The organism is Snodgrassella sp. W8135, assembly GCF_016101225.1.
Lineage (GTDB): Bacteria > Pseudomonadota > Gammaproteobacteria > Burkholderiales > Neisseriaceae > Snodgrassella > Snodgrassella alvi.
In genome coordinates, this window is the sequence record NZ_JACFQX010000006.1 from 50,208 (window position 1) to 63,225 (window position 13,018).

Sequence of the window (13,018 nt, forward strand, 5' to 3'; positions counted from 1 at the left end):
TTTCTCTCGTTCCTCTCACCTGTTAGCCTTTGAGGCTATCCAGATCCTGTACATTAATGCTCTGACGGTTACGGAAAATCAGAACCATAATTGCCAGACCAATAGCAGATTCGGCCGCAGCAACCGTCAGAATAAAAAAGACAAAAATCTGTCCGGCGGTGTCGCCGAGATAACGGGAAAAAGCCACAAAGTTAAAATTTACCGCTAATAGCATTAACTCGATTGACATCAGTAATACGAGTACGTTTTTGCGGTTCATAAATATACCCATGGCAGAAATAGCAAACAGTATTGCGCTGAGCACCAGATAATGGGTTAAGGTAATCATGCTTTCTGCTCCCCTTCAGTTGCTTCTTTACTTGCTTCTTCAGTTACCGGTGTAGCGATTTCAGGCTGCATTTTCACCATACGGAAACGATCTTTTGCCTGTACTTTAACCTGTTCGGCCGGATTGGTACGACGAGGATTGTATGTCTGCCGGTGAACCAGAGCTATTGCGGCCACCATCCCCAGCACCAGCAATACAGCCGCCAGTTCAAACGGTAACAGATAGGTTGTGTAAATCTGCATCCCCAGATCATGCACATTGCTGTAGTCTGCGGGCAGCGGAGAATCCTTACCCAGACTCGCCAGATTGAGCTGCGGATTTACCAGAATAACAATCAGCAAGGCAGCAGTCAGGATACCCACCAGTGCTGCAACAGGTGCATGCCGCCAGAAGCCAGCGCGCATCTGCTCAACATCAATATTGAGCATCATGATGACAAACAGGAACAGTACCATCACCGCACCCACGTACACCACTACCAGTACAATGCCGAGAAATTCAGCCTGCATCAGAATCCACATCATGGCACTGGCACAGAATGTCAGAACCAGAAACAAAACCGCATGTACCGGATTTTTGGCAATAACTGTATTTATCGCGCCAAACAAAATCACAGCGGCAAATACATAAAACAGAATTAATGGTAAATTCATGACCACCTCTTAACGATATGGCGCATCTGCGGCTTTGCATTTAGCGATATCTTCTTCATAGCGATCGCCAATAGCCAGCAACATGGGTTTAGTGAAATATAAATCACCGCGTTTTTCACCGTGATATTCGAAAATCCGGGTTTCAACAATAGCATCAACCGGGCAAGCTTCCTCACAGAAACCACAGAAAATACATTTAGTCAGATCAATATCGTAGCGTGTGGTTCTGCGTGTACCATCCTCACGTTTTTCAGATTCTATATTGATTGCCATGGCCGGACAGACAGCTTCACACAGTTTGCAGGCAATACAGCGTTCTTCACCATTGGGATAGCGCCGTTGTGCATGCAAACCACGAAAGCGAACTGATTGCGGAGTTTTTTCTTCAGGAAAATATATGGTTTCCTTGCGCGCAAAGAAGTTTTTCAGAGTTACTTTCATACCCGAAAGCAACTCGGTCATCAGAAAGGTTTTAATTATATTTGCCATATCAGAGCCTTTCCCTGCTTAATGCCATAAATTCAGGGGTGAAATCATCCACAAACCCAATACAATTACTGCCACAATGGTTACCGGAATCAATACTTTCCAGCCAAGACGCATAATCTGGTCATAACGGTAACGCGGGAATGTTGCACGTATCCACAGATAAAAGTACAACACCAGTGCCATTTTCAGAAACATCCACAATACACTCGGGGTACCAATAAAGCCCCAGCTTTGCGGAAAGGGAGATAACCAGCCACCAAAGAACAGCAGAGCCGTCAGAGCAGCCACCAGAATCATGAAAATGTATTCGGCCAGAAAGAATAACGCGAAAGCAAAACCGGAATACTCTACATGGAAACCGGCAACAATTTCCGACTCACCTTCGGCTACGTCAAATGGCGCACGGTTGGTTTCGGCCACAGCGGAAATCAGATACACCACAAACAGCGGAAATAAAGGCAGCCAGTTCCATGAGAAAATGGAACCACCGGCATAACCTTTTGCCTGAGACATAACAATGTCATGAAAATCCATACTTCCGGAAACCATAATCACACCAATCAGCGCAAATCCCATGGCAATCTCATAGGAAATAGTTTGCGCAGAAGCTCGCATGGCACCGAGAAAAGCATATTTAGAATTGGAAGCCCAGCCGGCAATGATGACACCATATACAGACAGTGAAGTAATCATCAGAATATAAAGTAAACCGGCATTAATTCGGGTAAGAAACCATGTTTCACTGAACGGGATAACTGCCCAGGCAGCAAAAGCCGGCATCAGTGACATCATCGGTCCGATATAGAACAGTGCCTTATTAGCCTGCGACGGGCGGGTAACTTCCTTGAACAGCAATTTTAATACATCGGCAAACGGCTGGATTAAGCCATACGGTCCGGTAACGTTCGGCCCAACCCGCAGTTGCATATAACCGATAACTTTACGTTCGAAATAAGTCAGATAGGCTACGGTAATAATCAGCGGCAGCATGATGATGACAATCTTGACGATGACAGACACCAGTAAACCGAAGTCGTTGCCCAGTAATTGTTGAAACCACGCTTGCATGATTATCCTTTACTCAATTCAACAGTGGTCAATAAAGCGCCTAAGTGCCAGTTACTCTGATGTAATGGCAAAAACAGTACATTTTCCGGCAAGGTATCATCCGTAGTGATGGTAATCGATACGGTACTATTGCCTTGTTTAGCCTGTGCGGTATCTCCATTACTCAAACCAAACCGGGCCAGTGTCACACTGTTGGTACGTGCAACCGGTACTGCGGCATGAACTGTACTCTGTAAGGGTTCGGAACGGCGCACAATCGCATCAGTTGCATACAGACTAACGCCGCCAACACGTACCAGACTGATATCGGGATCACTGGTAGCAACCGGTTGTATACGATTGTTCAGCAAAGCCGGTATCTGATCTTTGGTAACTGCATCAGCCAGAATCTGCTGGGTATTTTCATATTCAAAGCCCGGCAATTCCAGTACATTACCCAGTACGCGTAATACCTTCCATAAAGGTCTGGCTTCTCTGTAAGCTTGTACAACACCATGAAAAGACTGTAATCGCCCTTCCATGCTGATAAAACTGCCTGAGGTTTCTGTGAATGGCGTAATTGGCAATAATACGTCTGCAACTTCACGCAATACGTCACTATCGTAAGCAGTGAATGCCATTACTGTCTGAGCCTGTTTCAGGGCTGCAATGGCAGCAGCTCCGTTGGCTACATCCATATCCGGTTCAACATTGAGCAGCATTACTGCCTGTTTAGGCTGCTTAATTTGTGCGGCAATGGTATTTGTTGCTTTTCCGGCAGCCACGCCTACGATTTCAGCTCCAATGCTGTTGGCCGCCTGTGGCAAGACGCCCAGTATACTGTCGGTGGCTTCGGCCAGATCCTGTGCCGCTGCATAAACTGCCGCTGCATCCGGATGGTTCAAAACATCCGCACCCAGAATAATGCTGGCTTTTTCAGCTTTTAATAAGGCCTGACCTACTTCGCTGTTAAGCGCATCACTAAGCCAGTCAATCCATTGATAAGGATGCAGGCTAAGCTGCGCCAGTAACGGCATAAACAGTTCTTCATCAGCAGCAGCCACCACTGCTACTTTAGTTCCGTTTTTAGCCGCCTGACGGATACGGGCTGTTAATAAGGGCTGTTCCTGCCGTAAGCGTGCGCCAACCAGCAAAATCACCTCATTTTCTGCCAGCTGTTCAATACTCTGTCCCAGCCACTGGGCGCCTTTAGTAGCAGCACCAAAACGTTCATCAAGCTGACGCAGGCGACTGTCAACGGCATTTATGCCCAGCGCATTAGCCAGTTTACGGGTCAGGTACATTTCTTCAACAGTATTGGCCGGATTGACCCACATACCAATTGCATCGGTACCAAAATCATGGCTGACACCGTGCAAACCTTTAGCCACATAATCCAGCGCAGTTTGCCAGTCAACTGTATGCCACTGGTTGTCCTGTTTAATTTGCGGCTGAGTTAAACGCTGCTGATACAAACCTGCATAGGCAAAACGGTCACGGTCACTGAGCCAGCACTCATTGATGGCTTCGTTTTCCAGTGGCAGTACCCGGCGCACGGTATGGTCTTTAGTTTGCACTATCAGATTACTGCCCAGTGCATCGTGAGCAGACACAGATTTACGCCGGCTTAATTCCCATGAACGGCTGTCATAACGAAATGGTTTGCTGGTTAGTGCGCCCACCGGGCACAAATCAATCACGTTACCAGACAATTCGGTTTCCAGTGTTTTACCGTTAAACGGTGTAATTTCAGAGCATTCACCACGATTCATCATGGCCAACTCCTGCTTACCGGCAATTTCTTCAGTAAAGCGGATACAGCGGGTACAGTGAATACAGCGGCTCATTTCAGCAGCAGAAACCAGTGGCCCCATTTCTTTACCGGCCACAGCATGTTTAGCCTCAGTATAACGGCTGGCACCTTTACCATAGCCCATTGACAAGTCCTGCAACAGGCATTCACCACCCTGATCACAAATAGGACAGTCCAGCGGATGGTTAATCAGCAGGAATTCCATTACCCCTTTCTGGGCATCTTTAGTCATGGGCGAATTGGTTTTAACAACCATACCATCGGTGACCGGCGTAGCACAGGCAGGTAATGGCTTGCGCGATTTTTCTACCTCAACCAGACACATACGACAGTTGGCGGCGATGGACAATTTTTTGTGATAGCAAAAGTGCGGAATGAATGTACCGGCCTTATGGGCGGCTTCTATCACCGTACTGCCCTGCTCGACAGAAAGTTGTTTACCGTCAATTTGAATTTGTAACATAGGTTCGCAATCCTAACTAAGCAGATAGTGCCTTAGCACCAGCGATGTTCTTTCATGGGTTTGCCGTGTTCGATGTAGTGCTCAAATTCGGGGCGGAAATGTTTCATAAAGCCCTGTATCGGCATAACAGCCGCATCTGCCAGTGCACAGATGGTACGTCCCGAAATATTGCTACCCAGTGATTCCAGCAAATCCAGATCCTCCGGCCGGCCTTTGCCGGAGGTAATACGGTGAATAATGCGATACAGCCAGCCGGTTCCTTCACGGCACGGCGTACATTGCCCGCATGATTCTTCAAAATAGAAATAGCTCAGTCGTTCCAGTGCTCTGACCATGCATACATCTTCATCCATGACAATGACCGCACCGGAACCCAGCATAGAACCTGCCTTGGCTATGGCATCATAATCCATGGTTAGTTCCATCATGATGTCTGCCGGTAATACCGGTGCAGAAGAACCTCCGGGAATAACCGCCTTAAGTTTTTTGCCATTTCGCATACCACCACACATTTCCAGCAAATCCTTAAACGGCGTCCCCAGCGGAATTTCATAGTTACCCGGGCGTTCTACGTGACCGGATACTGAAAAGAGCTTGGTACCACCATTATTAGGAATACCTTTATCAGCAAACAGCTGACCGCCGTCGCGGATAATGAACGGTACAGAAGAAAAAGTTTCAGTATTGTTAACTGTTGTCGGCTTACCATATAAGCCATATGAAGCCGGAAACGGCGGTTTGAAACGCGGTTGTCCTTTTTTACCTTCCAGAGACTCTAACAGAGCAGTTTCTTCACCACAGATATAGGCACCATAACCATGATGAGCATGCAACTCAAAGCTGAAATTACTGCCCAGAATATTTTGTCCGAGTAATCCTGCTTCGCGCGCCTGCTGTAAAGCCGTTTCAAAACGCAGATAGCTCTCGAAGATTTCGCCGTGTATATAGTTATAGCCTACAGCAGCGCCCATAGCGTAGCCGCCGATAATCATGCCTTCAATCAGGGCATGCGGATTGTAGTCGATTATATCGCGGTCTTTGAATGTACCCGGTTCACCCTCATCCGTATTGCACACGATATATTTGGTACCCGGAAAAGAACGTGGCATAAAGCTCCATTTCAGCCCGGTAGGAAAACCGGCACCGCCACGACCGCGCAGACCGGAAGTTTTAAGCTCGGCAATTACATCATCCTGCGATACATTTTCGCTGATAATTTTTTTCAATGCCTGATATCCGCCGCGAGCAATATAAGCTTCCAGTGTCCAGCAATTAGAGTCTGAAGTATCAACCTGATCAAAAATCACGCCATTCTGGTACATTGCCATTAGTTCAACTCCGCCAGTTTTGCTTCAATGGCTTCTTCGCTCATAAAGCTACACATTTTATGATTATTGACTAATATTACCGGCGCATCGCCACAGGCACCCATACATTCGCCTTCAACCAGAGTATATTTACCATCGGCTGTGGTTTCACCATAGCGGATACCCAGACGTTTTTGCAGATACTCACCTGCATTTACTCCGCCACGCAGGGCACAGGGCAGATTTGTACACACAGTAAGTTTATATTTACCTACCGGTTTAAGGTTATACATATTATAAAAAGTAGCAACTTCTAACGCCTGCGCCGGCGGAATACCAATGTAATCAGCCACTTCTTCAATAGTTTCCGGCTGAAGCCAGCCCAGCTCGGTCTGCGCAATACGTAAGGCAGACATAATGGCACTACGGCGCTGATCGGCCGGATATTTTGCCAGTTCTATATCAATTTGTTTTAAGCTGTTAGGGGACAACATTATCTATCCACCTCCCCGAATACGATATCCTGTGTACCAATAATAGCCACCACATCAGCCAGCATGTGACCACGTGCCATTTCGTCCATCCCTTGCAAATGAGCAAACCCCGGAGCACGAATCTTCATCCGGTAAGGTTTATTGGCACCATCAGAAATCAGATATACCCCGAACTCGCCTTTAGGATGCTCGGTGGGCACATAAACTTCACCCTCAGGTACATGCATACCTTCGGTAAACAGCTTAAAGTGATGGATTAATTCTTCCATACCGTCTTTCATGGCGGTACGGTGCGGCGGGGCCACAGTATGGTCATCAATAATTACCGGACCGGGATTGGCTTTAAGCCAGTCAACACACTGACGGATAATACGGTTGGCCTGACGCATTTCATGAATACGGCACAGATAACGGTCATAGCAGTCACCATTAATCCCTACCGGAATATCAAAATCTACCTGAGCATAAGCATCATAAGGCTGTTTCTTACGCACATCCCACTCAATACCGGAACCGCGCAGCATCACACCGGTAAATCCTTTTTGCAGAGCACGCTCCGGGGATACTACACCGATACCGACTGTACGCTGCTTCCAGATACGGTTATCCGTGAGCAGATTTTCATATTCATCCACACAGGCGGGAAAGCGGTTGGTAAAGTCTTCAATGAAGTCCAGCAAGGTACCTTCACGACTGGCATTCAGTTTTTGCAAAACTTTGGCATTACGGTATTTACTGGATTCGTATTTAGGCATGAAATCCGGTAAATCCCGGTATACACCACCCGGGCGGAAATAAGCTGCATGCATGCGCGCACCTGATACCGCCTCATAGATATCCATCAGGTCTTCCCGCTCGCGGAAAGCATAGAGAAATACCGTCATGGCACCAATATCCAGCGCATGAGAACCGACACCCATCAGATGATTAAGAATACGGGTAATTTCAGCAAACATCACACGGATATACTGAGCGCGAACCGGCACTTCGATATTCAGCAGACGCTCCACTGACAGGCAGTATGCCTGCTCATTACACATCATGGATACGTAGTCCAGACGATCCATATATGGCAATGCCTGCAAATAGGTGCGTGATTCAGCCAGTTTTTCTGTGCCGCGGTGCAACAGACCGATATGCGGATCGGCACGAACGATATTTTCACCGTCCATTTCCAGAATCAGGCGCAATACGCCGTGTGCTGCCGGATGCTGCGGCCCGAAGTTAATGGTGTAATTGCGTAACTTAGACACCGTACTGCTCCTCTCTCACCACGCGCGGTGTAATTTCACGCGGTTCAATCGTTACCGGCTGATAAATTACGCGGCCTTCGGCCTCGTCATAACGCATTTCAACATAGCCGGAAACAGGGAAATCTTTGCGAAACGGATGACCGACAAAGCCGTAATCAGTCAGAATACGGCGCAAATCAGGATGGTTGTTAAACAGGATGCCAAACATATCGAATGCTTCACGCTCATACCAGTTGGCACCGTTATAGATATCAACGACAGAATCTACTGTAGGAAAATCTTCAGCATCAGCCCAGACACGCACACGCACACGCCAGTTATTGGCTACCGACAGCAGATGACTGACTACAGCAAAACGCTTGCCTTCCCATGGCTCATTTTTATAGCTCTGGTAATCGACTCCGCACAGATCAATCAATGTTTCAAATTTCAGTTCATTGTGGTCACGCAGCGTTTGCATAAGCTGATGATAATCAGCTGCTGCACAATCCAGTGTCAGCTCACCACGGTCAAGACAGTAACGTACCTTATCGCCGAAAGTGGCTTCGCACACGGCTTTCAGTATTGCCAAATCTGCCATATTTCCCTCACTTTCATACACGCGCGATAGTGGCGGTACGTTTAATTTTCAGCTGCAACTGCAATAGTCCGTATACCAGCGCTTCAGCAGTTGGCGGACAGCCCGGTACATATACGTCAACCGGTACAATCCGGTCACAGCCCCGAACCACAGAATAAGAGTAATGATAATAACCGCCGCCATTGGCACAGGAACCCATAGACAGTACCCAGCGCGGTTCGGCCATCTGATCATAAACACGCCGCAAGGCGGGAGCCATTTTATTGCACAGCGTACCGGCGACAATCATCAGATCGGCCTGACGCGGCGACGGGCGGAAAATAATACCAAAGCGGTCAAGGTCATAACGGGCAGCACCAGCTTGCATCATCTCTACGGCACAACAGGCCAGACCAAAAGTAGCCGGCCACAACGAACCGGTACGCACATAATTGAGTACGGTATCGGCAGTGGTTGTGACAAATCCTTTTTTTAAAACGCCTTCTATTCCCATTCCAGAGCGCCTTTTTTCCATTCATAAATAAAGCCGATAACCAGAATCAGCAAAAACACCATCATTGACCAGAATCCGTATGCGCCCAGCTCTTTAAACACAACTGCCCAGGGCACCATAAAGGCAACTTCAAGGTCAAACAGGATGAATAAAATGGCTACCAGATAGTAACGCACGTCGAATTTCATTCGTGCATTTTCAAAAGCTTCGAAACCGCACTCAAACGGTTCCTGTTTCATTTTGTATGGCCGGTTCGGTCCTAGCAGTAAACCGAGAGAGATAAACAGAACACCAGCGGCAAAGCCAACCAGAACAAATATTAATATGGGGAAATAATTCGCCAACATAACTGCGCTGACCTTATGCAAATATTGGTAAAATTGATGTATTGTAACTAATTTCGAACGTTATTAAAAGCGCGTATTACATTAAAAGAAAATAAAAAAATAATGTTTTCAATAGGATATTGAGAATTATTCTCATTAGCATTTATTCAGTATTACGTTTGGTTTCTCATATTTTTTGTAACCAGAAAACAGCAAAAGTCAATCATGGATTTTTTCATTTATTTCGGTCAGTTATACTCATTAAAGCAATTTATGCTTTTGGGTTAAAATAATTAGCATAATAAAATATTACATTTCATATATTTAAATAATTTAATTTATCATATATTTAATAATAATATTAATTTGTAAAATTATCATTTTTTAACTGTACTGCCACTTATATCAGTTTTACAATACAGATATCATGGAAATAAAAATTAATAAATACAATGACATATAATCAAATATATAAACCTGAGGACTGCCACGGCATAAATGACATTCGTACAGAAATAGATCATATTGATTATGCGGTGATCCAGTTACTTTCCGCCCGCTTTGAATATGTCAAAGCAGCCAGTAAATTTAAAATGAATGCTAAAGACGTACAAGCGAATGAGCGTTTTAACAGCATGCTTGAAAAACGAAAACAATGGGCACAAGAACAGGGACTAAACGGAGACGTAATCAAGTCCCTATTTTGCGAACTGGTGAAATATTTTATTGCAGAAGAATTAAAAGAATTTGAACACAAATAAATTTGCATGAATTTTTTTCATTCTCTGTATGAAGCTGAAATACCACTATTCTGCTTCAGCCCGCCGGAAATCGCGTACGCGGAAACCCAAAGCAAATAGTGATCCGAAATATAAAATAATACCGGTAACAATCAAAATACTTAATTGCCCTACTTTTGCCAACCCGCTACTGTGCCAGTTAAACGGCAGCCAATGCTGTAATAACCATAACCCCAGACCCATAACAACAAGAGCCACCGTCAGACGCAATAGAAAACGCAGCCAGCCGGGGCTGGGGGTATACAATTTCTGTCGCCGTAACAGAGTAAACAGTAATCCCGCATTAATACAGGCGCCAAGACTGATAGCCAGAGCCAGCCCGACATGATGCAGCTTCCAGACAAACAGCAAATTCATCAGCTGAGTCATACATAAAGTAAAAATAGCAATTTTTACCGGCGTTTTAATGTTCTGGCGCGCATAAAATCCCGGTGCAAGTACTTTAATCAGAATCAGACCAATCAGACCAACAGCATAAGCAATAAGCGCACCCTGAGTCATTATTGCATCATACTCATTAAACTGCCGGTACATAAATAAAGTTGCCACCAGAGGAAATGACAGCACAGCCATACCCACTGCTGCCGGTAAAGTTAACAGCATACACAGGCGTAATCCCCAGTCCAGCAATGCAGAAAAACTGGCTATATCATTAGTAGCTGAGTGTTTAGACAAAGTAGGCAAAAGAATGGTTCCCAGTGCCACACCAAGCACACCAGTCGGTAATTCCATCAGACGGTCAGCATAATACATCCAGGATACTGAACCGGATTGCAAATAAGAAGCAAAAATCGTGTTTATCACCAGCGATATTTGCGCTACCGATACCCCCAGAATAGCCGGTGCCATTTGTCTGAGTACCCGGTTAACTGCTTTATCCTTAAAATTGAGTCTGGGCATAGTCAGAAAACCCAGTTTAAATAAATAAGGCAGCTGATACAGCAACTGTAATAATCCACCTACAAATACTGCCCATGCCAGCGCCAGAACTGGAGGATGAAAATAAGGTGCCAGCCACAGAGCAAATACGATAAAGGAGATATTCAGAAAAGTCGGCGTAAAGGCAGGAACAATAAACTGATGATAAGTATTCAGAATACTGCCAACCAATGAAGACAACGATATCAGAAAAATATATGGAAAAGTAATCCGTAACAGTTGTACCGACAGAGCAAATTTATCAGCATCCTGCTGAAAACCGGGAGCAGAAATATAAATCACGACAGGTGCGGCCAGAATTCCGATCGCTGTTACAATAATCAGAACAAATGAAAGCAGTCCGGCCACATGCTGCACAAAAGCCCGGGTAGCTTCGGGTGATCGGGTTTCTCTGTACTCAGCCAGTATCGGTACAAAAGCCTGTGAAAATGCGCCTTCTGCAAAAATACGCCGTAACAGATTAGGCAGTTTAAATGCCACAAAAAAAGCATCAGTAGCCATCCCCGCACCAAAACTGCGGGCAATAATGGTATCGCGGATGAAACCCAGAACACGCGACAGCATAGTCATGCTGCTGACTTTTGCTAGAGTACGCAGTAAATTCATCAGAAATGCCAATAAAAAAACAAAGGCGAAAGTGTACACCGGAATGTCAGCCGATTCTATATAATGGGATAACAGTATTGAATTGACACTATAAATCCGGCAAAAGATAAGCTGTACAGCCTGAAATTTACCAGAATGGTAATTATCTGTTTACAAACAGCCGTGATTATGGTTAAAAGACCGGATAGTATTCTGGTATCTGGCAACAGAAATTTTAATTAAATTGAATTGTTTTAAGGAGCACCCGGTGAAAGTAGGTTTTGTTGGCTGGCGCGGCATGGTAGGTTCAGTATTAATGCAGCGCATGCAGGAAGAAAATGATTTTCAAACTATTGCAGATGCGTATTTTTTCACAACATCAGCAGCCGGTGCAGCCGCACCTGATTTTGGTCAGACAGCAAAAACACTGCTGGATGCCCGTAATCTGGATGCTCTGGCTCAAATGGATATTATCGTTACCTGTCAGGGTGGCGACTATACCAAAGCAATCCACCAGCCACTGCGTGATCAGGGCTGGCAGGGGTACTGGATTGATGCTGCATCCACTCTGCGCATGAGCGATAAAGCAGTCATCGTACTTGATCCGGTGAACCGCGCAGTGATTGATAGCGCCCTGTCAAACGGTATCAAAGATTTTGTTGGCGGTAATTGTACAGTATCACTGATGCTAATGGCTCTGGGCGGCCTGTTTGAACAGGATTTAGTGGAATGGGCGACCAGCATGACCTATCAGGCAGCATCCGGCGCCGGCGCCAAGAATATGCGTGAACTGATTAGTGCAATGGGTGCCATTGAAAATCAGGTTAGTGCAGAACTGGCCGATCCGGCCAGTGCTATTTTAGCCATAGACCGAAAAGTTGCCGATTTTTTACGCAGCGAAGCATATCCGCAGGCCCAGTTCGGTGTTCCTCTTGCCGGCAGTCTGATTCCATGGATTGATGCTGATCTGGGTAACGGTCAGTCTAAAGAAGAATGGAAAGGTGCGGTAGAAACAAATAAAATTTTAGGTCGCAGTGCACAGCCAATCGTTATCGACGGCTTGTGTGTCCGTGTCGGCGCAATGCGCTGCCACAGTCAGGCACTCACCTTAAAACTGAAACAGGATTTACCCGTAGCTGAAATTGAGAAAATTCTTGCTGCTGCCAATGACTGGGTAAAAGTTGTACCTAATGAAAAAACCGCATCTATGCATGAGCTGACACCCGCAGCAGTAACTGGCACATTAACTGTACCAGTAGGACGCATCCGCAAAATGGGCATGGGCGGAGAATATATCAGTGCCTTTACCGTAGGTGACCAGCTTTTATGGGGTGCCGCAGAACCTATCCGGCGTATGCTACAAATCGTTTTACAAAGCAGATAATCTCTTTAGCAAAAGCCTGACAGGCAGCCTCTACCGCCTGATTACTTGCGACATCATCATAGTA

General features: G+C 45.8%; 14 protein-coding genes. 2 read left to right on the forward strand and 12 right to left on the reverse strand.

Annotated elements, in window-relative coordinates; all coding sequences use genetic code 11:
* Nucleotides 1–22 precede the first annotated feature (22 nt).
* The 11 genes from nuoK to H3T75_RS10145 are packed head-to-tail and all read right to left on the reverse strand — an operon-like array spanning nt 23 to nt 9,267.
* Nucleotides 23–328, reverse strand: a complete 306-nt coding sequence (gene nuoK, locus H3T75_RS10095; RefSeq protein WP_025329732.1) for an NADH-quinone oxidoreductase subunit NuoK — start codon at nt 326–328, stop codon at nt 23–25.
* On the reverse strand, nt 325–981 hold the full coding sequence (locus H3T75_RS10100) for an NADH-quinone oxidoreductase subunit J (RefSeq protein WP_084564427.1): 657 nt from the start codon (nt 979–981) through the stop codon (nt 325–327). The genes nuoK and H3T75_RS10100 overlap by 4 nt, the downstream gene beginning before the upstream one ends.
* A 9-nt stretch (nt 982–990) precedes the next feature.
* Complete coding sequence (gene nuoI, locus H3T75_RS10105; RefSeq protein ID WP_025329730.1) at nt 991–1,470, reverse strand: NADH-quinone oxidoreductase subunit NuoI; 480 nt, start codon at nt 1,468–1,470, stop codon at nt 991–993.
* Between the two features lie 18 nt (nt 1,471–1,488).
* The gene (gene nuoH, locus H3T75_RS10110) at nt 1,489–2,538 is read right to left on the reverse strand and encodes an NADH-quinone oxidoreductase subunit NuoH (protein ID WP_025329729.1); all 1,050 of its coding nucleotides are present in this window, start codon (nt 2,536–2,538) and stop codon (nt 1,489–1,491) included.
* Nucleotides 2,539–2,540: 2 nt separating this feature from the next.
* Nucleotides 2,541–4,793 carry an NADH-quinone oxidoreductase subunit NuoG gene (gene nuoG, locus H3T75_RS10115; protein WP_198211658.1) on the reverse strand — a complete coding sequence of 751 codons (2,253 nt, stop codon included), beginning with the start codon at nt 4,791–4,793 and terminating at the stop codon, nt 2,541–2,543.
* A gap of 32 nt (nt 4,794–4,825) precedes the next feature.
* A complete protein-coding gene (nuoF, locus tag H3T75_RS10120; protein WP_078474500.1) occupies nt 4,826–6,121 on the reverse strand; it encodes an NADH-quinone oxidoreductase subunit NuoF in 1,296 nt (431 codons plus the stop codon).
* Nucleotides 6,121–6,594, reverse strand: coding sequence for an NADH-quinone oxidoreductase subunit NuoE (gene nuoE / locus H3T75_RS10125; protein WP_025329726.1), 474 nt, complete (start codon nt 6,592–6,594; stop codon nt 6,121–6,123). The genes nuoF and nuoE overlap by 1 nt, the downstream gene beginning before the upstream one ends.
* The gene (locus H3T75_RS10130; protein ID WP_025329725.1) at nt 6,594–7,847 is read right to left on the reverse strand and encodes an NADH-quinone oxidoreductase subunit D; all 1,254 of its coding nucleotides are present in this window, start codon (nt 7,845–7,847) and stop codon (nt 6,594–6,596) included. The genes nuoE and H3T75_RS10130 overlap by 1 nt, the downstream gene beginning before the upstream one ends.
* Nucleotides 7,840–8,427 carry an NADH-quinone oxidoreductase subunit C gene (locus H3T75_RS10135; protein ID WP_084550458.1) on the reverse strand — a complete coding sequence of 196 codons (588 nt, stop codon included), beginning with the start codon at nt 8,425–8,427 and terminating at the stop codon, nt 7,840–7,842. The genes H3T75_RS10130 and H3T75_RS10135 overlap by 8 nt, the downstream gene beginning before the upstream one ends.
* 13 nt (nt 8,428–8,440) lie before the next feature.
* Nucleotides 8,441–8,920 (reverse strand): NADH-quinone oxidoreductase subunit B family protein, encoded by a 480-nt coding sequence (locus H3T75_RS10140; protein ID WP_025329723.1) that lies wholly within the window; start codon nt 8,918–8,920, stop codon nt 8,441–8,443.
* Nucleotides 8,911–9,267: an NADH-quinone oxidoreductase subunit A gene (locus tag H3T75_RS10145; protein ID WP_025329722.1), complete on the reverse strand. Its 357-nt coding sequence runs from the start codon at nt 9,265–9,267 to the stop codon at nt 8,911–8,913. Before H3T75_RS10145 ends, H3T75_RS10140 begins: the two co-directional genes overlap by 10 nt.
* Nucleotides 9,268–9,698: 431 nt before the next feature.
* Here H3T75_RS10145 and H3T75_RS10150 point away from each other — a divergent pair, with 431 nt between their 5' ends.
* Nucleotides 9,699–10,007 carry a chorismate mutase gene (locus tag H3T75_RS10150; RefSeq protein ID WP_084550422.1) on the forward strand — a complete coding sequence of 103 codons (309 nt, stop codon included), beginning with the start codon at nt 9,699–9,701 and terminating at the stop codon, nt 10,005–10,007.
* A gap of 45 nt (nt 10,008–10,052) precedes the next feature.
* Here H3T75_RS10150 and murJ read toward each other — a convergent pair whose 3' ends face one another.
* On the reverse strand, nt 10,053–11,591 hold the full coding sequence (murJ, locus tag H3T75_RS10155; RefSeq protein WP_084561948.1) for a murein biosynthesis integral membrane protein MurJ: 1,539 nt from the start codon (nt 11,589–11,591) through the stop codon (nt 10,053–10,055).
* 247 nt (nt 11,592–11,838) lie between these two features.
* Between murJ and asd the strand changes: the two genes are divergently transcribed.
* Nucleotides 11,839–12,954: an aspartate-semialdehyde dehydrogenase gene (gene asd / locus H3T75_RS10160; RefSeq protein WP_198211659.1), complete on the forward strand. Its 1,116-nt coding sequence runs from the start codon at nt 11,839–11,841 to the stop codon at nt 12,952–12,954.
* Nucleotides 12,955–13,018 lie beyond the last annotated feature (64 nt).